Consider the following 22,271-nt stretch of genomic DNA (forward strand, 5'->3'; position numbering starts at 1 on the left):
ATCTACCCCGCTAGAAGTGTTCCAGTTGTTGATGGGTTGGTTAAAACTGGTGGCATTGGCAAACATGTAGCTAAAATTTTTAACCCGTAGGGTATTCCATTTGCGTAAGGGTTCATTAAAATGCACCTGATTCATAAACATACCCTCCATATTCTCCACATGGCTAACATCCCATTTGCCAATCCCTTTAAAATCTTCACGATAAGCGGTGCAAATCCCTTTTTTGTGCAAAGGTTCCTGCAAGCAAAATAAATAGCTCATGTCTTTAACGTGCTTGGTATCGATCTGCTGGAGAGAGATATGGGGGTTTTGCAACAAAGCCTGCAAACTGGCTTTATCTTTGGGGGTAAAAATAGCGGGTGTGCCCAATAAAAAAGACGCACCCCCAACCAATAGGCTCAAGCACTTCAAACCAGAGCTAACCAGAGAGAAATAGTAATGGACGGACATATGCGCTCCTGCAAATAACCATATCCCTACAGCTTAGTCCAGCATTGTAGTCTCTTATGCTAACATATTAACATTTAATGGAATATAAAATACTCCATTCCGCTTTTAAAAATGTTTTTTGATATTACTAAATCCAATAAACAATATCTTAAAATTTTAGTAAATATTAAGTAATATGATTATACTATCTAATAATAATAAATTGAACATACAAGGACTTTTGTGCGTAGATACAAATATGAAAATTTTAATAAACAAGGGCTTTCTTTTTGTCATCTGCTACTGAAAACATGTCTTTTGAGCGGGATTTGTGTCCCCATACTGCATGGGGTAGGGATTAGAGGTCTAGACAATAGTCCGATGATGGGCATGCCACCCACCAACGACTTAGAAAATGACATGAAAAAAATGGAGAGTGTGGAACATGAACATGAACATGGAGATCACAATCACGAGGTGGTAGCCTCTAAGAACACCCATCAGATCAAGAAAAAAGATGCCCCCATTGGGGAGCTCTCTAATTTTTTCATTGGCTTTAACTACCAAGCCAGTGGGATTCAAAACCAAGTGTTGAGTTCAAATCTCCCACAACCCACCAAAATGACCATGAATTTCCCCCCATTAGTGGGTGTTGGGTTGCAACTGGGCTACAAACAATTTTTTGGCCCCAAAAGGTCCTTTGGATTGCGCTATTTTGTCTTCTTTGATTATAACCACAACCGCTTTGGCTCGCTAAAAGCCGATACAGAGTTTCCATTTGGTGCTTACACCATGACCGAAAAAGATAGCTATGCTGGGCAATACACTTCTAATCTCTACACCTATGGAGCGGGGATGGACATGATTTATAATTTTGTGAGCACTAAGGATTTTATCTTTGGTTTTGCGGTGGGTTTCCAGCTAGCTGGGGATAGCTGGGCGAGTTCTTTACAAAAGCAACTACAAAGCTATGTAAAAAGCAACAAACACTCTAGCTACAGCCCGGCTAATTTCCAATTTTTGGTGAATTTTGCCTTACGCGCTCAAGTTTCTAAGAAAAATGGCATTGAGTTGGGCATTAAGATTCCCACCATCACACACCGCTATTTTAGCTTGACCAACGCCCAAGGCCAAACCCTACAAGCCAATGTGCGCCGTATCTACGCCCTACAAGTGAGCTATATTCGCGACTTTTAATTTTCCTGTTTTTGTTGCCCTAGCATCTAGTGGTGCGCCTTTCTAAGAATTTTGCTCAAATTTTGTCTAAGCATGTTATATTAAACTACGGATTAACCGATATTTTAAATTAAAACAAAGGGTTTTCATGCATGCTTTTTTTCGGTATTCTTTGGCAGTGTTGTCTTTAGGCACATTGGGTGCAGCACCTAATGGGATTTTTATAGAGGGTGGTTACCAACAAGGTAAGGCGCAAGTCCGTATGCAAAAGGGGGGGAATGAAGTAACTACCACCACTCCTCTGCGGGGTTTTGGGCTCCAAATAGGTTACCAAGCCTATCCAATCAAATACATTGGTTTTAAAGTCTATGGCTTTTTTGACTACGCCCATACAGATGGGATTGAGTTCCCAAACCCCAATGCTAATAGTGTTTCTAGTCCGGTAAGTTGTACTGGTTTGCCCACAGGTGTACCCGGTATTCAAGTGCCTCCCGGTGTTCCCCCCGGTCTGCCAGTGCCCCCTGCTATCCCCCCCGTTATCAAGCCACAATGTAAAATCAATGTCATGGGGATTTTGCAACAAATTGCTGGGAGCAAAAAGCCCGTCCAGCCTAATATGCTCACCTATGGCGGGGGGGGCGATATTGTGATTAATATTATCAATAGCCAAGTCATGGCTTTGGGGGTTTTTGGGGGAGTCCAGTTGGCGGGTAATAGCTGGATTTTAGCCACGCCAGATTTTAAAGATGTCACCTTGACCTATGCGGGATTGGATAAGCAGGCGACCGCATTCCAGCTCTTGTTGAATGTGGGAGGGCGTTTGCGCTTGCTCAAACACAGTAGCATAGAGGCGGGGATCAAATTCCCCATGTTCAAAAATAACCCGTTTTTGCAGAGTAAAAATGACGGCACGCTCTACATCCGGCGGATGTATTCGTGGTATATCAACTACGCCTTCACCTTCTAGGGTTTGCGCGCATAGGCGGGCTGAATCAGCGATAGCGTGGTGTCTTTGAACTTCACGCTAATTAAGAGTTGGTAGCGCCCTTCAGGGATGCTAAAGGCAGGCAAGTGGCAGGTGAGCAACTGCCGATCGGTTTGCTTGCAGTTTAGCTGGAGTGCCTTTGGGGGGGTCTTGAGTCTTAACAAAGTAACAGAAAACTCCGGAAACACCATGTCTTTTTGGCGTTTTTGCACCCATAGATCGATGCGGTTATCTTCCAAAGTCAGCCAAAGCAAGGGGGTGTTTTGGTTCAGGTAGTAAGGAAATGTCGGGATGAGCTGTTGATCAGCATTACCAATTTTGACATCATAATCTTGCAAGAATGCATGGTAACTTTGGAGCATGGTATTGATGTGGCTATCGGTGTAGGTGTGCTGGTGTAGATAGGTGGTATCGCTTTGGGGGGTGTATTTGATCGCCACCACCACTAATGCCACCACCAAACTTAATCCCACTAATAAAACAGACAAAATACCTAGGGGCCAATAATTCTTTTCTTTTTTGTTTCTTGTTTTCATTGAGATTTCTTACTTCCAAAAAAATAACCATAAAAAAAGAGAGCTAAAAGGGAGCAGAGCAAAATATAAAGTGTAGTTTTCATAAAACTGTTGGGGTTGTCCTCTTTGATATTGCTCTCCAAACTCACATGGCGGGCTCTGCTCAGCACCTCTGCCATGTAGGTGTAACCATTTAGCAGGGCAAAAGAAAAGCGGGCGTTGTTTTGCGCCTCATTTTCTCCCCACTTTTTAGGTAAAAAAGGGGCCATGTGTTCAAAAAAAATCTTATCTTTGTCCAAAAGATTGGTTGGATTGGCAACAATCTCGATCTTTTGGGCTTTATAATAAGCAAAGAGGGCAACAAAGGGGGCATGCAAAGTTTTTAGCTTGCTTTCTTGATAGACTTGGCGTTGCTCCTTGGTTTCTAAATCCTTGGAGCCTCCCATGAACACGACCAAAGAGATTTTAGCTTTTGCCAATAACTCGTTAGAGACTTGCTCCACCAGTGCCACGCTTTTAGGCACAAGATGCCCCTCCCCATTATCCTGGACAAACAGACCTTGCCCAGCACACAGAATCCATGGTAACCACAAAAGCCACCACAAATAATCAAACCGCAAATAAGAATTGGGGCTTAATAAAATACAAAACGATGGTTACGAAGAACAACACAAACAAAAAAAGCCCCAGTAATTTTTCCATTCCGGTAAACATCGCTACTCCTTGTACTGGTAAAATTGTTTATTTTTCTCAAACATTTGGATGTTTTTCGTGTCCAGCTGGTAGTAGTGGGTTGCCTCTCTTTGCTGGATTTTGACTGCTTGCGTGCCAAATAAGACCACCACCAACAACAAGATCGCCACGACGATCAAACAACCTAATATCCCATTGAGACCAAATAAGCCATTCATTCCTCTTCTCCTTGCAAAGACTGGATAAAGCCCATTAGAGCGCGCACCTGAATGTCATTAAAATGCCTATAAGCAAAGCTAGGCATTTCCCCAATATGCCCCTTTTTGCCCTTTTCTAGGATTTCTTTTAAGAATTCTTGTGTGCCATAGTGAGTCAAATCGGCTGCCATGCCCCCTTGACCCTTCCCATCAGCCCCATGGCAACTGGCACACATGTTTTGGAAAATGCCCTCCCCTGTTTTGACTAGCTGGGGATTTTTCGTGCGTTTCAAAGTAGAGATTTCTGCCATCACATAACTGGCTACTGCTTTGGCATCTTCTGCGCTCATCTCAATGGGAGGCATTTCCATCGCTTGATAACCCAAGCCCACAGAGCCCTGCTTGATTATCTCTTCAATCCCTTCTTCTTTGCCCCAACTCACTAGGTTTCTGGCTGTATTGTCTAGCCCGGTCGCCTCCAGCCCATGGCATTGCGAGCATTGCACCAAAAAGATGCCCTGCCCCATCTGCTCCAAATCCTTTTGGCTTAAGTTTTTCCACTTATTTTCAAAGTTATGGTTGTATTGGGTAACCTCTTTATTGTATTCTCCAATTTGGGAGTAATTGAATACAGGATAGCCCAAGAAAATATACCACAACCCCCAAACGATGATGGCCAAAAAACTCACTAACCAACCCGAGGGGATATTGTTGAGAAACTCGGCGATCCCATCGTATTGGTGCCCGTTATTATACAGATCACCACTGCTGGTTCTTTCGCGCATCGCTTTAAACAGGGAGGAAGCCATACTCAGGGTGAGAACTAAAATGACAAGGGCAGCCCCTAAGGCAAACAAATTAATATGATCCTTGAGAATATCCATAGTTAGCCTCTCTTAGACTGGGATAGGGGAGAGCGGGGCTCAATCACAACGTCATCTAGCTCATCTTGTAGGGCAAGTTGGCTATAACGCTCATAATCTGTGATGCCTTTTTTGTCCTTGACATACATGCTGACGATATAAGCATACAAGAAAATGGTAAAAAGAATGGTAAAGAACACATAAGCAAAACCTCTAAGCGTGTCTAAATCCATTACTCGCCTCCTTGTTGCGGAGCTAGGGCCAAGTTAGGCTTGCTGGGGTTAAAACCAGTGGCTTGCGGTTTTAAAACGCGCGCTTGGCCCAAGCTATTGAGATAGGCAATCAAAGCGACAATTTCTTTCACTTTGCCCTGTTTAAGCGATTCTTTAATTTGAGGACTTTGCATGTCATTCACAATTGCCTGTGCTTGCTCTAAAAAGAGTTTTTTAGCCTCTTTGATGTCGCCTAACTTAACGCCATTGGGTGTATCATAGGGCACGCCAAAGACCTTTTTTTGTGTGTAGGTCTCTGCAAATGCCGTTTCAAAGTCGCTATCCTTGCTAAATAGGTGTTTATAGGCAGGCATGATGCTTCCGGGCACCACGCTTAATGGGTCTAGCATATGTTTTTCATGCCAAGCAGTGGTGCGCACATCGCCCACGCGGTGTAAGTCTGGTCCAATGCGACGAGACCCCCACAAAAAAGGGCGATCGTAGGCATATTCCCCACTCAAGCTATAAGCCCCGTAGCGTTGCACTTCAGCTTGGAAGGGGCGAATCAGCTGGGAGTGGCAGTTGTAACACCCTTCTTTAATATAAACTTGTCTGCCCGCTGTTTCCAAGACGGTATAAGGGCGCAAGCCCTCGATAGGGCGCGCAGATTTAAAGAAGTTGGGCAGGATTTCAACAATCCCAGCAACTGCAAAGGCGACCACGAATGCCAAAGTGAAAAAGAACGGGTTTTTTTCTAGGAAGCCAAACATCAATCCTCCTTATTTTGTGCCCATAGGCGTAGCATAGGCAGGCTCTTTTTCAAGTAGCCGTCCTTTTTGGATTGTCATGATCACATTGTAGAGAAAGATGAAGAATCCAATGAGATACAAGCTACCCCCAATGCCACGGATAATGTAGAAAGGGAATAGGGCGCGCACGGTATCTACAAATTGATAGACCAAGTTACCATACTGATCGGTATCACGCCACATCATGCCCTGTGTGATCCCAGAAATCCACATGGAAGAGAAGTAGAGCACGATTCCCAAGGTCATTAACCAAAACTGAATATCCATCAATTTGGCCGAGTAGAGTTCTCTTTTAAACACGCGGGGGACCATATGATAGACCGCTGCAATGAGTGTGAAGCCCACCCAACCTAGCACGCCATCATGCACATGCCCGATGATCCAATCGGTGAAATGGGCTAAAGCATTGACCGAGCGAATTGCTTGGATGGAGCCTTCTAAAGTAGAGAGCATATAGAAAGTGCTAGCCAAGACTAAGAATTTGATCAGGGGGGATTCTTTGAGCTGGTGCCATTGCCCACGCAAAGTTAAGAGCATGTTGATTGCCGTTCCCCATGAGGGCAAGATAAGGATGACTGAGAACACAGAGGAGAGAGTCTGTACCCAATCAGGCACGGTGGAATAAATCAAGTGGTGCCCGCCTGCCCAAATATAGACAAACATCAAGCTCCAAAAAGAAAACAAGGTCAATTTATAAGAAAAGATGGGTTGCCCACTCTCTTTGGGCAAGAAGTAGTAAATCGTGCCAATCACCCCACTGGTGAAAACAAACGCCACAGCATTATGCCCCCACCACCATTGCACCAACGCATCATTGCTCCCCGCATATAAGGAGATAGAGTGCATGATACTTCCGGTGTGGGCGACTAAGTAGGTCGGGATTGAGAGGTTGTTAAAGATATAGAGCACAGCGATCCCGACATAGGTCGCAATGTAATACCACAAAGAGACATAAATGGTGTTCTCGCGACGCACCCCCATGCTCCCGAACATGCTAACCCCCCAAAGCACCCACACAATCACGACCAAAATGTCAATGGGCCATGAGAGCTCGGCATATTCTTTGCTTTGGGTTTCCCCGGCCAGAAGGCTAAAAACCCCCCATAGCAAAGCAACGATCCAAATCCAAAAATGCAGATAGCCCACTGTCTTTAAAAATGGATAGTCGTTATAGGTAATTTTTAAGACTCTTTGTCCAATATAATACCAGCTTGCCCAAATCCCCCCCAAAGTGAAGCCATAGATTACACCATTGGTATGCACGGGGCGCAAACGCCCAAAATAACTATATTCACCCAAGACGTGATTTAGCCCGGGAAATGCCAGCTGGAAAGCCAAAACCACCCCCACCACCATGCCAATCACGCCAAAAACGATCATGGCAATGATGAATAGCCTAGCGATGGAATAATCGTACTGTGCGGCCTCTTTAGCAGAGACGCTCACAGAACTTGCATAGTTCTGCCGCATGCCCACTTCCATATGCTCTCTCCTTAAATAGTCTAAAAAATGAACTCCAAAGTATAGCACAAATTGGATTAATTGCACTGCAAATATTCTTTAAAATAACACGCTGACCTCTGCTACCACTTTTTGATCGGCACGCAAGTCTAAATAATTAAAATGAGTCCCGCTCTGTTGTGTCCCACTCAAGAGATCGCCCACATTGCGGTATTTCAAATCCAAGTTGGCAATCTCAAACCCATCTAGGGTTTGGCTAAAGTCCTCTAAGCGTGGGTTGTGGGTCTTGTGGGTAAAGAGATAGCAATAGCCCTTGCCCCCCAAGCGTGCCACACGCCCTCTTAACTGGTGCAAGGTCGCTAAACCTAGCCTCTCAGCCCCCACAACGACAATGGTGGAGAGTTTGGGGAGACTAATCCCGACTTCAATTAATGTTGTGGCGAGCAAAATATCACCTTGTTGAGCAAAACTCTCCACCACTTCTTCTTTATTTTTGTCCTTCCCACTGGTGATAAAGACTCTTTTAAAATGTTTCTGCCAAAATGGTGCGCCCTGACTCAAGGAAAGATAATCTTGTTTTTGACTCTCTTCCACCAAAGGATAGATGATAGCAACTTGCTTGTCTTGTGCAATTTGGGTTTTAATGTGTGTTATTAAGTCGGAGAAATGATCTCTATAGATGATGCGGGTTGCAATATCTTTATGATAAGGTTTATCTTTGATGATGCTAGTGGCGATGAATTTAGCCCCCATCAAGGCTAGGGTTCTAGGAATTGGCGTTGCGGAAAATTGCAAATAATGGGGTCTGGCACTGGGGATAGCAACTTGGGATATACTCTCTTCTTGATAAAAATCCTCTAGGTCTTCTACGGGCAGATGGGGCGGGCTAGAGCCTGAGAGCACTTCTAGAGCATGGCGTTGTTTGGTGCCAAAGCGGTGTTGTTCATCACTCAGCACTAAGGCGACCTTAGAGGTGTCAAAGGGTGTGTATAAAAGTGCGGTTGTACCGATGATAAAATCGGCTTGTTCAAGGGCTTCTAGGCTTTTTTTAGACGAGCCTCCCAAAAACAAATAAGGTTTAATGCTGGAGGGCAAAAATTTAAGTGCCTCTTGGTAAATTTGCTTGGCTAAAATCGTGGTCGGGGCCATCAATACGCTTTTATAGGGGGAAGCAAGAGCCACGCTGGCTAAAATAATGATGGTCTTACCACAGCCAACATCGCCCATCACAAGCCGTTTAGCCGCCCTATCCGCTTGCATGTCTTGCTGGATACTCCCAATCGTGCTCATTTGATCGCGTGTGAGTTGGAAGGGCAGATTTTGTAAAAAGGCTCGGAGGGCTTGGGTGTTGGCATGCCCTTTAAATTTGCTAGGAAAATGCACCTTTTTAGTGCTCAAAGCAAGCATATGTGCCATCGCCTCAATGAATTTAAGGGCTCTTAGGTATTTGCCAAACAAGCCTTTATGGGTTTCAAAAGCGCGCACAAATTCAAGGGTGGGGTAAAAGAGGGTTTGCAAATTTTCCACCACTTCTAAAGGCACGCCCAAATCTTTGAGTTTCTCTAAACGCGGCGCATTGATCAAGCTCAAGCAATAATCTTTGTAATTTTGATAGCCCTGTTGTTTGTAGGCATTTGTGGGTGGGCGTTTGAAGTGTAGTTCAATGCTATTAGGTTGGTCGATGACTTGGGGGTTGATCATTTGGAGGGTGTGGGTGTAAGGGTTGTGTTCCAACTTGCCATAGACATAAAAACGCTTGGGGACAAATAATTTGAGGTGGTAGGGGGTGTGGTGGAAAACCACCAAATCTAGGGGTTGTTTGAATAAAAGGGCTTGGGTCTTGACTTGCAGGGTGTTTTTAACCACCACTTCCAAACGCTCCACTTCTACACAGCCCTTATGACCTAGCTCCAACTCTTTGAGTAGGTAGTAACTCGCATAACTTTTAGGTGGGTTTAACAGCAACCCTAAAAAGTCTGGGAGCAAAACACCCTCCAAATCCAAATCACAACTTATTTTCATCTGCCACAGCCTATGAGGATATTTATTATAAATATGCTAAACTGCAACACAATTATACTCAAAAAGGACAGATGATGGATACAGGTAGATTTCTTAGGGGGCTTGGGGTTTTGTTTTTGTCTGTGGTGGGCGTTTTAGCCTTGCATGCTTGCAAAGACACTTCCAAATCCTCTAGCCAACAACCCACGCAAGCTAAAGGTGCTAACCAGCAGGCCAGTAAAGAAACACCCCAACAACAGCAAGCCACCCAAGATGCCACATTGGAAAAAAGCTTGGAACACAAAATTGATGATGAAAAAACCACAGAGAAAGTGGATAATATCATCAATGAAGAAAATGCCATTCAAGATGCGACACAGGGCACAGGTCCTATCTATACACCACAAGGGGGCAATATCTTGCAAAATTGGACTAACCACCAAGATAACTTAGCCTCACCCCTCAATGGCAATTACTAAGGTGTGGCATCCAAGTTAAAGCACTGATTCTTACCGCAGGGTTTTTAGGGGGTTTTCTCCCCTCCGTTCTTTTTGCTGCCAAAAGCCGGACTTTCTTGCTCAGCCAATACCAGCTGGGGCAGATGCAGTTTTACACCGGTGAGGGGAAAGATCGCATCAAAAATGTACGTACCATTGAAGGGGCTGGTATCTTATTTGGTTATGAGTATAACCCTTTAGATCGCTGGCTTTACACACGCTACTACGGCTTTTTGGACTATGGTTTTGTGATTTTGGATAAAAGTAGCAATGTTGAGACCAATATGTTTACCTATGGAGCGGGCGCAGACATTGTGATCGAATACAATAAAAACCCGCTGAATGTTTGGGGACTCTTCTATGGCATGATGGTGGCTGCCAATACATGGACCACTTCTAAGTTCTCTAAAAACTTTTTTATTGAAAACTACCGCTCCTTTACTAGCTTTTCTTTTAAAGGTACTTATTTTAGACTCTTTGGACAAGTTGGCGTGCGCTTCCAAACCGTGATTCTCTACCATGACATCTCAATCGAGGTGGGCTTTAAGTTTCCCTTTGACTCCGAGATTGGCTCGCGTTTTGTGCGCAATTATAGTCTTTTTGTCTCCCACACTTGGTATTTTTAAAAGTAGCTCTAAAGCCCCCTCTAGGCTTTTTCTGCTATAATGCACCCATGCGGTTGTTCTGCTTTTCTTTTTGTGTTTTGCTGTGTTTCGTAAAAGCCACTACCCTAACTCCTTACCACAAACAATATATTGAGTTGGTAACCGAAAACGATGGCTATATTAATCCCTACATCGATCGCTACTACACAGCCGGCACGCGCATCGGCTGGGTGAGCAAAGAATACGATCTTCAAAAAAAATCGCCCATGTCTTGGGCACGCTTTGTGAGTTTGCAAGGCAAAAAAGAGCGCATGACTCGCTTTAATATTTATTTGACCCAAGATATGTACACCCCCACGCTAGCCCACCGCCTATTGACAGAGATTGTCAAGGGCGATCATCTCTACGGAGGTTGGCTGCGCCTAAATTTTGGGATTTTCCAAAGAAGTGCGCATGCTTTGGAGAGGCTTTCAATCTCTGTGGGCATGGTCGGTCCAGCTTCTTTGGCTGAACAAACCCAAAATTTGATCCACACATGGGCACACGATCCTAAGTTTTTGGGTTGGCATAACCAGATCAAAAACGAATTCATTTTTGAGATTAACTATGCGTGGTTGCAAAAACTCGATTTTTATAAAAGCCGTTTTTTTAGTATCGATATGCTCCCCGGGGCGGGTTTGCAACTGGGCAATGCCTTGACCAACTTTAAAATTGGCTCTATGCTCAGGATGGGCTATAACTTAGAAGCCGATTTTGGTCCTAATTCTATCCATAGCGCATTTGCTGGGGGAATGCCCTATAGCAACCACTTTTCTTTTTATCTCTTTGCAGGGGCCACGGGTCTATTCCAACCCTTAGATGTGTTTGTGCAAGGTAATGACCCCCAGACACGCCAACAAACACAACTGCCCTATTTTCTTTACAACGCCCAGGTGGGGGTAGCGATCGCTTACAAGGGGTGGCGTTTTTCCTTTAGCGCGATTGATTGGAGCAAGACTTTTAGGGAACAACCCCGCAACCACAACATCGGTAGCATTGAGTTAGACATTGCTTTTTAAGGTGATTAGCATCATGAGTAGAAAAATAATGGCGATTTTTTTGGGTATTGGGGCGTTTTTGGTAGTGGTGCTCTTGGGCGTGGGGCTCAAACTGAGTGGCGATATCAAGGGCAAGTTAGAAGAGAGTTTGAATGTCATTGCCAAGCGTATCCATGCCACCCCTTTTACTTGCACGGGTTTTAAAAATATCACTTGCACCAGTGCGGGCGTGTCAGACAAAATTGAGGGAATCCAAGTGCGCCTAGCCCCTGTTAAATCCAACGCCCTGCAATTCCATATCGATCTGCCTAAAATCCACGCCTCCAAGCCCTGGATGCCACAAAGCGCAACTTGTGTGGTGGATTTGAGCCTCAAAGAGGTGTTATTCGGGCAAAATACTTGCCATTTTAAATCCCCCAAGCTGACCTATCAAGTTTCTTTGCATGCGCGCCTCAAAGATTCCCACCAACCCATTAACCTCAGTAATTTACTAGGCTCACAAGTGCAGACTAAGGATTTAGAAGTGCTGGTCGAGCAACTGGGTATCAAGCTCCAATCTAAAGATTTCCGCGCCATTCTCTATCCTCTCTTGCAACAATCTGGAGATATCCAAAGCAAAGACTTTGACGCACAAGCCTATGATAAAGCTCTCAACCAAATCAATACTTCTTTCCAAGGGACCACGATGGTGATGCTCTTAATGGCGGGCTTGCAAGATGAAGTGAGTAAGGTTCAAGAATTATCTAAAAACTTCCTAGCTTTTGCCAAAAATGAGCGTGATCATGTAGGCGTGGAGCTGGTCAGCAAGGATCAGCAATTCAGGCGTTTGGAGGAGCTGATCCACTCTAAGGACTATTGGGAGTATTTGCCCCATTTTAGCCTTAAAGTCTTGCCATGAAACGCATTCTGCAAGCTTGGCTTTACTCTAAGGCGGGTTTGAAGGCAGCGTTTGCAGATGAGCCTGCTTTTAGGCAAGTGGTGCTCTTAGCCCTTTTGGGCTTTATTGGGGCGTGCTTTTTGGCACACTCTTTTGTACAGTTTGTGCTTTTGATCGTGCCCGGGGTGTTGTGCTTGGTTGTGGAGTTACTCAATAGTGCCATTGAAAATGCCGTAGATTTTACGGGCACACATGAGCACCCCCTAGCCAAAAAGGCTAAAGACATGGGCAGTGCGGCCCAGTTTGTGGCATTGGTCTTTTTTATCCTTGTATGGGGGGGTTATTTTGTATTTTAGGAGAGTAAATGGAAATTAAAGATGTCAAAATTGAGGAGTCCTTACAAGAAAGTTATTTAGACTACTCCATGAGCGTGATTGTAGGGCGCGCCTTGCCCGATGCTAGGGATGGGCTAAAGCCGGTGCATCGGCGCATTCTATATGCCATGCACGAATTGGGTTTGGGTTCTAAAGTGCCCTATAAGAAGAGTGCGCGCATTGTGGGGGATGTGATTGGGAAATACCACCCCCATGGCGATAGCGCGGTGTATGAAGCCTTAGTGCGCATGGCACAAGATTTTTCTATGCGCCTGCCTCTAGTGGATGGGCAGGGCAATTTTGGCTCCATTGATGGGGATAATGCCGCGGCAATGCGCTACACTGAGGCGCGCATGGCAACTCCTAGCGAGGAACTCTTGAGGGATATTGAAAAAGACACGGTGGATTTTAACGAGAATTATGACAGCACGCTTAAAGAACCCGATATTTTGCCCAGCCGTTTGCCCAATTTGCTCATCAATGGTTCAAGTGGAATTGCCGTGGGGATGGCAACCTCCATCCCCCCCCACCGCCCTAGTGAAATCATTGATGCGTTGGTATTGGTGCTAGATAACCCCCAAGTTGATCTGTTCTCCATCTTAGAAGTGATTCAAGGTCCAGATTTCCCCACAGGGGGGATTATTTATGGCAAGGCGGGCATTTTAGAGGCTTATAGCACCGGGCGGGGGCGTGTCAAGCTCAGAGCCAAGAGTCGTTTTGAGCAAATCGGACAAAGAGAACAGATCATCATTGAGGAAATCCCTTACCAAACTAATAAAGCCAAGTTGGTGGAGCAAATCAGCGAGTTAGCACGCGATAAGATTGTAGAGGGAATCTCAGAAGTTAGGGACGAATCCGATCGGGATGGGGTGCGCGTGGTGATTGAGCTTAAAAAGGATGCGATCGCCCAAATTGTACTCAACCATCTTTATAAATCCAGTGCCCTAGAGAGCACCTTTAGCATGATTTTGTTGGCTATTTATAATAAAGAGCCCAGAATTTTTAATCTCTTGGAACTCTTAAAACTCTTTTTGGTGCACCGCAAAACCATTGTGATTCGGCGCACCATTTATGAGCTCGAAAAGGCAAGGGCAAGGGTGCATATTCTAGAGGGTTTGCTTGTCGCCTTGCAAAATAGCGAGGCAGTGATTGCACTCATTAAAAGCAGTTCTGACACTCTGGGAGCTAAAGAGGCATTAGCCAAGACACATAATCTAAGCGAGGAGCAAAGCAAGGCGATTTTAGAGATGCGCTTGCAACGCCTCACCGGATTAGAGCAAGAAAAAATCCAGCAGGAACATACCCAGCTTCAAGAACGCATCGGGTATTTGCAAGGTATTTTGGAGAATGCAGATAAGCTAAACAATTTGATCAAAGAGGAACTCTTGGAGATCAAAGAAAAATTTGATAGTCCAAGACTCACCCAAATTGAGGAGGACTATGAAACTTTAGGCGTGGAGGACTTGATCGCCCATGAGGACATGGTTGTTACACTCAGCCACAGAGGTTATGTCAAGCGTATGCCTTTAAAAGTCTATGAGCAACAAAGGCGTGGGGGCAAGGGCAAAATCTCGGGTAACACGCATGAGGATGACTTTATCGAGTTTTTCTTTAGTGCCAACACCCATGATACCATTCTATTTGTCACCAATATGGGGCAACTCTACTGGCTTAAAGTCTATCGTATCCCGGAGATGGGGCGTAACGCCATTGGCAAGGCATTGGTGAATTTAATAGACTTGCAACCCGGGGAGAGCATTAAAGCCACGCTCTCCACGGCTGATTTTAGTCCCGATAAATCCTTAGTCTTTTTCACCAAAAAGGGCTTAATCAAACGCACAAATCTAAGTGCCTTTGGGCGCACACGCGGTGGGGTACGCGCCATAGTACTTGATGAGGATGATGCCCTTGTAACTGCCCAAATCCTAAACTCTGGTACACAAGAACTCTTCATGGCAAGCTCAAAGGGGATGTGTATCCGCTTTGGCATAGAGGGGGTTAGAGAGATTGGGCGTGTAGCTAGGGGGGTCATTGGCATGCGCTTAAGAGAGGGTGATGAGGTGATCGGGGGGGGCGTGATCTCTGGCGAACAAGAAAAGTTGCTCAGTGTCAGCTCTAAGGGGCTGGGCAAGCAAACCTTAGCGGGGGCTTACCGCTCACAAGGGAGGGGAGGCATGGGCGTGATTGGCATGAAAATCACGCCTAAAACGGGGGACTTGATCGGCATTGTGAGCGTGGATGAAAGTCAAGATTTAATGTTGCTCACCAAAAGCGGAAAAATGATTCGCATGCCTATGGAGAGTATCCGTGAAACCGGGCGCAATGCTAGCGGGGTTAAACTGGTGAGTGTGGAAGGCGATGTAGTGGTCTATGCTAACACATGCCCTAAAGAATCTGAGTAGAAGTGCTTTTTTGCTAGTTGGGCTTTTGGGGGCGCAGGATTTTGTGATCTCTTATGCCTTACAGGTGCATAATGGGATTGCTACCCACCAATCTTTTGGAATTGCGCGGGCATTGAAGAAGTATCAGGGTTTGCGTTATCGCTGTGAGATTCCAGTGGATGAGCCCAAGCTGGATTCCAAACAAGAGCTCTTTTTGTTGGATATTTTGTTAAAAACCTACCAAAATGCGGTACTAGATTGTTTGTATAAAAGTGAGGTGCGCATTGAGAGTAATGGGTTTAATACACAGATGCAAAACCAAAACTATGCCACCTTGCGTATCACCACGCCCCTTAATGCCTATTTAGAAGGGGGGCTTTTGGTGCTTGAAGTCTATGAAAAGGAAAGAAAATGAAAATCGCCATTGTGGAAGATGATATTAATATGCGCAAGAGTTTAGAACTCTTTTTTAGCGATCAAGAAGATTTAGAAGTGGTCGCCTTTAAAAGCCCTAAAGACGCGCTCAAAGCCCTAGATGCAAGTTTTGAACTCATCATCACGGATATTAACATGCCCCAGATGGATGGGCTGGAGTTTTTACGCCAACTAGAGGGGCGTTATGAAGCCATTGTGATCACGGGTAATGCCACACTCAATAAAGCCATCGAGTCGATACGCTTAGGCGTGAAGGATTTTTTCCAAAAACCCTTCAAGCCTGAATTACTCTTGGAGTCTATTTATCGCAGCAAGCGGGTGTTGGAGTTCCACAAAATCCACCCGCCTAAGAGCAAAACCCCCAAAACGCAAGAGTTTTTTAGAGCCAGCTCAAAAGCCTTAGAAGAGGTGCAAAAACAAGCGCTCAAAGCCGCTGCCACCGATGCGAGTGTGTTTTTACAAGGTCCTAGTGGGGTGGGTAAGGAGGTCTTTGCCCATTTTATCCATGAACACTCCAAGCGCAAAGACGCGCCCTTTGTGGCGATCAACATGGCAGCCATCCCCGAGCACTTGTTAGAATCAGAACTCTTTGGCTATGAAAAGGGGGCTTTTACGGACGCGACCAGTGCCAAGGCGGGGCTGTTTGAGAGCGCGCACAAGGGGAGCGTGTTTTTAGATGAAATTAGCGAAATGCCCTTGAAACTCCAAAGCAAGCTTTTAAGAGCGATCCAAGAAAAAGAGATCGTGCGGCTTGGTAGCCACAAGCCTATTAAAATTGATGTGCGCTTCATTGCCGCCACCAACACCAATATCCACGAGAAGATTGCCGCCAAAGAGTTTAGAGAAGATCTATTTTTTAGACTCCAAACAATCCCCCTACATATCCCGCCCTTAAAAGAACGCCAAGAGGAGATTCTGCCTTTAGCGGAGTGGAAATTACAAGAAGTGTTGCAAACTTACAATCTGGGCAAGAAGAGTTTTTCCAAGGGGGCACAAGAGTGCATGCTCAATTATAGCTGGCATGGCAATATCCGCGAGCTACTCTGTGTAGTGGAACGGGCTGCCATTTTGAGCGAGGGGGAGCAAATTAGCCAAAAAGATTTGTTCTTGGAAAGGAGTTAATTAACTTTTTTGTGCTAAGAGTGTAGGCTTTAATTGAGGAGTGCTTAATGGAGTATGTCAGCTTAAATAACCAAGTCAAAATGCCTATTCTAGGTCTTGGGGTGTTTCAAATCCCCGATGAGGCATGTGAGAGTGTCGTCTTAGAAGCCATAGACAAGGGATACCGCCTTTTTGACACGGCGCAAATGTATGGCAATGAGGCAGGGCTAGGGCGCGCGGTCAATAAAGCAAGCGTCCCCCGCGAAGAATTGTTCATCACCACCAAAGTTTGGTTTAGCAACGCTGGGGAACAAAGGGCAAAGCTTTCAGTTGAAAAATCCTTACAGAAAATGGGCTTAGATTACTTGGATTTGGTGTTGGTACATCAGCCCTTTAACGACTACTATGGGACTTACCGCGCCCTAGAAACTCTACACAAAGAGGGCAAAATCCGCGCCATTGGGGTGAGCAATTTTTACCCCGATCGCCTAGCCGATCTCATCGCCTTTAATGAGATCGCCCCTACAGTCAATCAAATTGAGCTTAATCCCTTTTTCCAAAGACAACACGATCAGGAGTTTATGCAAGCACACCAAGTCCAGCCCCAAGCGTGGTCGCCCTTTGCACAGGATAAGAACGGCATTTTCAAACACCCCATTTTGCAAGAGATCGCCCACAAATACCATAAAAGCGTCGCCCAAGTGATTTTGCGCTGGATCACCCAAAGGGGCATATCGGTTTTATTTAAGTCGGCTAAGATGGAGCGGATCGCGCAAAACGCCCAAATCTTTGATTTTCATTTGGATCAAGAGGATTTGGCCAAAATCGCCACAATGGACACCGCCCAAAGCGTGTTTTTTGATCACAGAACACCTAAGGGGCTAGAATATTTGAGAAAAATCCCTTTTAATTCTTAAGAAAGGCAGACTCATGATTTACAATAATGCCTTAAACTTGATTGGCAACACCCCCATTTTAAAGACAAACCACCTTTTAGAGGAGGGGGCGGCAGATTTTTTTGTCAAATTAGAGAAATTTAACCCGGGGGGGAGTGTGAAGGATCGCGCGGCTTTGGGGATGATCGAGCAGGCAGAACAAGATGGGCGGCTGTGTGCAGGGATGACCATTGTTGAGCCCACCAGTGGCAATACCGGGATCGCCCTAGCGCTCATGGGCTTGCTCAAGGGCTATAAAGTCATCATTGTCATGCCAGAGAGCATGAGTGTGGAGAGGCGCGAGCTCATCAAGGCTTATGGGGCAGAGTTGATTCTAACGGAGGCTTCTAAGGGCACCAAGGGAGCCATTGATAGGGCTTTAGAAATTGGCAAACAAGCAGGCTATTTCATCCCCCAACAATTTGAAAACCCCGCCAATCCCCAAAAACACCACGATACCACCGCCCAAGAGATTTTAAAGGATTTGCCCGGCGTGGATGCTGTGGTGTTGGGCGTGGGCACGGGGGGCACGATTGCGGGCGTGGGGCGTAAGTTTAAAGAACAAAACCACCCGGCTAAAATCATCGCGGTAGAACCCGCCCAATCCCCTATTTTGAGCGGAGGGACACATAGCCCCCATAAGATTCAAGGCATCGGGGTAGGCTTTGTGCCAGCCAATTATGATAGAAGCGTAGTGGATGAAGTGATCGCTGTGGATGAAAAAGAGGCAGCGCAGTGTGCCAAACTCTTTGGAGAAAAAGAGGGGATTTTGGTGGGGATCTCTTCAGGAGCGGCGATTTTTGCCGGGTTACAGGTGGCGCGCAAATTGGGTCAGGGCAAGTCTGTGCTTGCTATTGCCCCCGATGGGGGAGAAAAATACATCTCCACCGGACTCTATGATGCTGGATCTGGATTATAGCCTAGAGCGCGCCCTACAACAGGATCCGGCCGCGCGCAATAAATGGGAGGTGTTATTGCTCTATCCGGGGATTCATGCGTTGCTTGCCCACCGCCTAGCCCATGCCTTGCACAAGCGCCGGCTTTACTTTATCGCGCGCGCGCTTTCACAGCTGATGCGCTTTATCACCGGGATAGAAATCCACCCGGGGGCAAAAATTGGGCGCGGGCTTTTTATTGATCATGGCATGGGCGTGGTGATTGGAGAAACCACAGAAATTGGCGATGATGTTACCATTTACCACGGGGTAACTCTAGGGGGCACGGGCAAGCTCAAGGGCAAGCGCCACCCTACCTTAGGTGATCGTGTTGTCGTGGGAGCGGGGGCGAAGGTCTTGGGGGCTATCACGATCGGCGATGATGTCAAGATCGGGGCTAATGCGGTGGTGGTTTCAGATTTGCCCAGTGGGGCTACCGCGGTGGGCACAAAGGCCAAGACGATTATAAAGGAGTAAGTTGGCAGAAGCATTAACCCAATTTGTGCGCTGTGCGGGTTGAGCGGCGAAGGTGGGTCTGGAGGACCTCAAACAAATCACAGCCAAGCTCAAACAGCCCCGCTTGCCCGGCGTGGTGTTGGATTTTCGGCATAAGGACGATTGCGGGGCGATAAAAGTGGGGGGGTCTTTGTTGGTGCAAAGTGTAGATGTGATCCCTCCGGTGGTGGATGACCCTTATATCTATGGGCAGATTGCTACGGCTAATGCCTTAAGCGATGTCTTTGCTAAGGGGGGGCGCGCAATCAGCGCGCTGAGTATCCTTGCATGGGATCAAGAGCATGTAAGTGTAGAGAGCGTGCAGGCGATCATGCAAGGCTGCTTGGATAAGCTGAGTGAGTGTACATGCCCTCTTTTGGGCGGGCACAGCCTAAGCGATGTGGAGCAAAAGTTTGGGCTCAGTGTAACCGGGGTGGTAGAAAAGAGTCTATGGCGCAATGATGGGACGCAGGTGGGCGATGCGATCCTCTTAAGCAAGCCTTTAGGCAGTGGGATCATCACCACCGCTTTAAAGCGCAAAGTTTTAAAAGAAGCCCCCCAAGCGATTGCTAGCATGGTGGCTTTAAATTTTAAGGCCATGCAGGTTTTGCAGGATTTTAGCGTGCATGCCTGCACGGATGTAACGGGTTTTGGGCTCGTGGGGCATTTGTGCGAAATGCTCAACCCTGCCATCTCCATAGAGATCAACACAAGCGCAATCCCCCTTTTAGAGGGAGCTTTAGAGTTAGCCAAACAGGGGGTGTACCCGGGGGGGAGTGTGGCAAACAAAAAAGCCCTGCAGGCGCGCGTGTGCAACCAAAGCGAACTCCCCGATATACTCTTTTATGACGCGCAGACTTCTGGGGGGTTGTTAGTGGCTTTGGGGGCTAAAGAGGGGTTGGAATTTGTGCAACGCCTGCAAGATTTGGATATACACGTAAGGATCATCGGCTCATGCGTACCCAGAGACACGCATGCCATCAAACTTTTCTAATTATGCCCAATCAGAGGGGGATTTACCCTCTTTGATGCGCTGGAGTTTGGCTTCGTAGCGTTTGATAGAGGTCAAGGTGTTGTTGTGGGTGCGGCGGAACTTTTCAAAGGATTCGCGAATAGGGCGCATGCTGATCTTGCACCTCTTGGAGAAGTGGCGCAAGCGCAAATACACTTCACTCAAAGGTTTGTAAGCCCGACAACGATCCACAAAAAATTGGTGGCGGGTTAAAATATCCTTACAACCATAGAGATGGCGTTTGCTCTCTTTAAGATAAGTGGCATAAACCATCTCTTGGCGCAAATACTCCTGTTTTAACTTGTCAAACTCTTGATTGGGGTCTAAAACTTCTTTGCTGTGTTTCATCTTGTCCTTTCGCATAAGATACTACTACATGCTACATTAGTATTACTTAATGCTTTTTTAAAAATAAAGAAAAAATTAGTCTCATTTCTGTTTCAACCAGTTTTGAAAAAATTTGATTTTGGGTATCTCCCTGACCTTGCTTAAAAATATTTTGGGGGTGGGGCTTTCCCTCTTTTCCCCGATGAACTCACATATGATGGTGTATGAAAAGTATAGAATGGAGGAAATGATGGCACCCTAGAACTTTTGCAATCTGCAAAAGTAGTGGATATTCAATATATTTTGCAAATGCCCTGAGTTGGTCTCACACATTAACCCATAACTTTGTATTCCACCTAATACAGAAACAAATAAGGGATTGGATTTTCCTCAATAATAGTAGAATTAAGACCTTTTGATAATTTAATAGACTACAATAACCTAAAAATCCTCTAGGAATGCAGATGTCTCAAATTCTCTCTTTTTGGCGTTACCTTGTGCCCGTGGGGGTGGGCTTAATTCTTTCTTTCTTGCCAGCACCAGAGGGCCTAAGCTTGGCCGCATGGCTGTATTTTAGTGTTTTTATCGGCGTGGTTTTAGGTCTCATTATCGAACCTGTGCCTGCCTCCTTTGTGGCTGTCATTGGAGTGGCGTTGTGCGTGCTCTTGCGCATAGGTCCTAGCCCCGAACATGTAAGCCCCAGTGTGGCCATCGATTGGGGTTTAAAAGGTTTTTCTAATAAAACTGTTTGGTTGGTCTTCATCGCCTTTATGCTAGGTTTGGGCTATGAAAAAAGCGGGTTGGGCAAGCGTATCGCTCTATGGCTCATCTCTCATTTGGGTAAAACCACTTTAGGTTTGGGCTATGCGGTCGCTCTAGCCGATTTAATCCTAGCTCCTTTCATCCCCTCAAACTCTGCGCGCTCTGGGGGGATCATTTACCCCATTGTGGCTAATATCCCCCCTTTAGTAGGAAGTCATCCGGACAAAGAGCCCCAAAAACTGGGGGCGTATTTGATGTGGGTAGGGATTGCAATCACTTGTGTAACTTCCTCCATGTTTTTCACCGCCCTAGCGCCTAACTTACTAGCGATGGAAACCGCGCTAAAAAGCAATGTGCCTGAAATCTCTTGGCTGGGCTGGTTTTTGGCATTCTTGCCCGCTGGGGTAGTGCTCTTTTTGCTCACCCCCTATCTAGCTTACCACCTTTGCAAACCCACGCTTAAGGGCTCTCAAGAGGCATGCGCATGGGCTAAGGAGGAATTAAAGAAAATGGGCAAAATGCACCATAAGGAAATTTTGATGTGTGTTTTAAGCCTGCTCACTCTAGCCCTTTGGATTGGGGGCAAGGCTTTTGGGGTGCAGGCGACCACGACCGCGCTTTTAGCGATGGTGCTGATGGGGGTGAGCCGTATCATTAGCTGGAAGGACATTATTTCCAATAGCGCGGCCTATAATATTTTCTTCCTCTTTGGGGGGCTGATCACTCTAGCTAGCGGGCTTAAGAGTGTGGGCTTTTTGCAGTATTTGGGGGATTTGACTCAAAGTTTTATGGTGAATTTGGGCTTTTCTAGTCTTAGCATGGTGGTGATTTTGGTGATTGCTTTTTATCTTTTGCATTATTTCTTTGCCAGCACCACCGCCCACGTGAGCGCGCTTTTAACGCTTTTTATTAGCATGGGGGCGGGCATGGCTGGAGTCAATGTGCAAGAATTAGCCCTCTTTTTAATGTTGGGCTTAGGACTGATGGGGATTTTAACCCCCTATGGCACGGGGCCCTCTTTGGTGTGGTATGGTAGCCACTACATCTCGGGCGCGCAATTTTGGAAGTTAGGGCTTATTTTTGGCTTGCTGTATTTGATCGCTCTTTGTGTGCTCTGCGTGCCTTGGGTGGAGTTAGTGGCGCATCGCTGGTTGTAG

The 22,271-nt window shown here is 46.0% G+C and carries 25 protein-coding genes; 15 read left to right on the forward strand and 10 right to left on the reverse strand.

The window, feature by feature from the left end; genetic code table 11:
- Nucleotides 1-450 (reverse strand): BspA family leucine-rich repeat surface protein (locus FNE76_RS00935; protein WP_143928339.1); only part of this gene is annotated, 450 nt, incomplete at its 3' end.
- Between the two features lie 483 nt (nucleotides 451-933).
- Here FNE76_RS00935 and FNE76_RS00940 point away from each other — a divergent pair.
- Together FNE76_RS00940 and FNE76_RS00945 are read left to right on the forward strand one after the other, a co-directional pair.
- Nucleotides 934-1,626, forward strand: a complete 693-nt coding sequence (locus FNE76_RS00940; protein WP_407925301.1) for an outer membrane protein — start codon at nucleotides 934-936, stop codon at nucleotides 1,624-1,626.
- Nucleotides 1,627-1,753: 127 nt separating this feature from the next.
- Nucleotides 1,754-2,572, forward strand: a complete 819-nt coding sequence (locus tag FNE76_RS00945) for an outer membrane protein (protein ID WP_120947785.1) — start codon at nucleotides 1,754-1,756, stop codon at nucleotides 2,570-2,572.
- On the opposite strand, the gene FNE76_RS00950 is transcribed toward FNE76_RS00945, so the two are convergent.
- From FNE76_RS00950 to recG, 8 genes are all read right to left on the reverse strand, one after another.
- Nucleotides 2,569-3,126, reverse strand: a complete 558-nt coding sequence (locus tag FNE76_RS00950; protein WP_120947787.1) for a hypothetical protein — start codon at nucleotides 3,124-3,126, stop codon at nucleotides 2,569-2,571. The two genes, FNE76_RS00945 and FNE76_RS00950, sit on opposite strands and share 4 nt — an antisense overlap.
- On the reverse strand, nucleotides 3,123-3,698 hold the full coding sequence (locus tag FNE76_RS00955) for a hypothetical protein (protein ID WP_235852198.1): 576 nt from the start codon (nucleotides 3,696-3,698) through the stop codon (nucleotides 3,123-3,125). The genes FNE76_RS00950 and FNE76_RS00955 overlap by 4 nt, the downstream gene beginning before the upstream one ends.
- A gap of 123 nt (nucleotides 3,699-3,821) precedes the next feature.
- Nucleotides 3,822-4,016 (reverse strand): DUF4006 family protein, encoded by a 195-nt coding sequence (locus FNE76_RS00960; protein WP_120947789.1) that lies wholly within the window; start codon nucleotides 4,014-4,016, stop codon nucleotides 3,822-3,824.
- On the reverse strand, nucleotides 4,013-4,879 hold the full coding sequence (gene ccoP, locus FNE76_RS00965) for a cytochrome-c oxidase, cbb3-type subunit III (RefSeq protein WP_120947791.1): 867 nt from the start codon (nucleotides 4,877-4,879) through the stop codon (nucleotides 4,013-4,015). The genes FNE76_RS00960 and ccoP overlap by 4 nt, the downstream gene beginning before the upstream one ends.
- Nucleotides 4,880-4,881: 2 nt before the next feature.
- A complete protein-coding gene (locus FNE76_RS00970) occupies nucleotides 4,882-5,091 on the reverse strand; it encodes a cytochrome c oxidase, cbb3-type, CcoQ subunit (protein WP_120947793.1) in 210 nt (69 codons plus the stop codon).
- Complete coding sequence (gene ccoO / locus FNE76_RS00975; protein WP_120947795.1) at nucleotides 5,091-5,840, reverse strand: cytochrome-c oxidase, cbb3-type subunit II; 750 nt, start codon at nucleotides 5,838-5,840, stop codon at nucleotides 5,091-5,093. Before ccoO ends, FNE76_RS00970 begins: the two co-directional genes overlap by 1 nt.
- 9 nt (nucleotides 5,841-5,849) lie before the next feature.
- Entirely contained in the window at nucleotides 5,850-7,349 is a 1,500-nt protein-coding gene (gene ccoN / locus FNE76_RS00980; protein WP_120947833.1) for a cytochrome-c oxidase, cbb3-type subunit I, read from the reverse strand.
- Between the two features lie 90 nt (nucleotides 7,350-7,439).
- Nucleotides 7,440-9,362 (reverse strand): ATP-dependent DNA helicase RecG, encoded by a 1,923-nt coding sequence (gene recG, locus FNE76_RS00985; protein WP_120947796.1) that lies wholly within the window; start codon nucleotides 9,360-9,362, stop codon nucleotides 7,440-7,442.
- A gap of 74 nt (nucleotides 9,363-9,436) precedes the next feature.
- Here recG and FNE76_RS00990 point away from each other — a divergent pair, with 74 nt between their 5' ends.
- The 12 genes from FNE76_RS00990 to selD are packed head-to-tail and all read left to right on the forward strand — an operon-like array spanning nucleotide 9,437 to nucleotide 20,007.
- On the forward strand, nucleotides 9,437-9,820 hold the full coding sequence (locus FNE76_RS00990; protein ID WP_120947797.1) for a hypothetical protein: 384 nt from the start codon (nucleotides 9,437-9,439) through the stop codon (nucleotides 9,818-9,820).
- Nucleotides 9,821-9,828: 8 nt separating this feature from the next.
- The gene (locus FNE76_RS00995) at nucleotides 9,829-10,464 is read left to right on the forward strand and encodes an outer membrane protein (protein ID WP_407925302.1); all 636 of its coding nucleotides are present in this window, start codon (nucleotides 9,829-9,831) and stop codon (nucleotides 10,462-10,464) included.
- Nucleotides 10,465-10,511: 47 nt separating this feature from the next.
- On the forward strand, nucleotides 10,512-11,501 hold the full coding sequence (locus FNE76_RS01000; RefSeq protein WP_185962952.1) for a lipid A deacylase LpxR family protein: 990 nt from the start codon (nucleotides 10,512-10,514) through the stop codon (nucleotides 11,499-11,501).
- Nucleotides 11,502-11,514: 13 nt separating this feature from the next.
- A complete protein-coding gene (locus FNE76_RS01005) occupies nucleotides 11,515-12,378 on the forward strand; it encodes a hypothetical protein (protein ID WP_120947836.1) in 864 nt (287 codons plus the stop codon).
- The gene (locus FNE76_RS01010; protein WP_120947798.1) at nucleotides 12,375-12,713 is read left to right on the forward strand and encodes a diacylglycerol kinase; all 339 of its coding nucleotides are present in this window, start codon (nucleotides 12,375-12,377) and stop codon (nucleotides 12,711-12,713) included. The genes FNE76_RS01005 and FNE76_RS01010 overlap by 4 nt, the downstream gene beginning before the upstream one ends.
- Before the next feature lie 8 nt (nucleotides 12,714-12,721).
- Nucleotides 12,722-15,133 (forward strand): DNA gyrase subunit A, encoded by a 2,412-nt coding sequence (gyrA, locus tag FNE76_RS01015; RefSeq protein WP_120947799.1) that lies wholly within the window; start codon nucleotides 12,722-12,724, stop codon nucleotides 15,131-15,133.
- 10 nt (nucleotides 15,134-15,143) lie between these two features.
- Nucleotides 15,144-15,527 (forward strand): hypothetical protein, encoded by a 384-nt coding sequence (locus tag FNE76_RS01020; RefSeq protein WP_235852200.1) that lies wholly within the window; start codon nucleotides 15,144-15,146, stop codon nucleotides 15,525-15,527.
- The gene (locus tag FNE76_RS01025; protein WP_120947801.1) at nucleotides 15,524-16,669 is read left to right on the forward strand and encodes a sigma-54-dependent transcriptional regulator; all 1,146 of its coding nucleotides are present in this window, start codon (nucleotides 15,524-15,526) and stop codon (nucleotides 16,667-16,669) included. The genes FNE76_RS01020 and FNE76_RS01025 overlap by 4 nt, the downstream gene beginning before the upstream one ends.
- 47 nt (nucleotides 16,670-16,716) lie before the next feature.
- Nucleotides 16,717-17,565 (forward strand): aldo/keto reductase, encoded by an 849-nt coding sequence (locus tag FNE76_RS01030; protein ID WP_120947802.1) that lies wholly within the window; start codon nucleotides 16,717-16,719, stop codon nucleotides 17,563-17,565.
- A 13-nt stretch (nucleotides 17,566-17,578) separates the two neighbouring features.
- Nucleotides 17,579-18,502, forward strand: coding sequence for a cysteine synthase A (gene cysK / locus FNE76_RS01035; RefSeq protein WP_120947803.1), 924 nt, complete (start codon nucleotides 17,579-17,581; stop codon nucleotides 18,500-18,502).
- Nucleotides 18,483-18,995 (forward strand): serine O-acetyltransferase, encoded by a 513-nt coding sequence (cysE, locus tag FNE76_RS01040; protein WP_120955667.1) that lies wholly within the window; start codon nucleotides 18,483-18,485, stop codon nucleotides 18,993-18,995. Before cysK ends, cysE begins: the two co-directional genes overlap by 20 nt.
- Nucleotides 18,996-19,047: 52 nt before the next feature.
- Nucleotides 19,048-20,007: a selenide, water dikinase SelD gene (selD, locus tag FNE76_RS01045; RefSeq protein WP_143928340.1), complete on the forward strand. Its 960-nt coding sequence runs from the start codon at nucleotides 19,048-19,050 to the stop codon at nucleotides 20,005-20,007.
- Here selD and FNE76_RS01050 read toward each other — a convergent pair whose 3' ends face one another.
- Nucleotides 20,008-20,373, reverse strand: coding sequence for a serine protease (locus tag FNE76_RS01050; protein ID WP_104638436.1), 366 nt, complete (start codon nucleotides 20,371-20,373; stop codon nucleotides 20,008-20,010).
- Between the two features lie 443 nt (nucleotides 20,374-20,816).
- Here FNE76_RS01050 and FNE76_RS01055 point away from each other — a divergent pair, with 443 nt between their 5' ends.
- Nucleotides 20,817-22,271, forward strand: coding sequence for a DASS family sodium-coupled anion symporter (locus tag FNE76_RS01055; protein ID WP_120947805.1), 1,455 nt, complete (start codon nucleotides 20,817-20,819; stop codon nucleotides 22,269-22,271).

The sequence above is a fragment of the Helicobacter mehlei genome, from assembly GCF_007280785.1.
Taxonomy (GTDB): Bacteria; Campylobacterota; Campylobacteria; order Campylobacterales; family Helicobacteraceae; genus Helicobacter; species Helicobacter mehlei.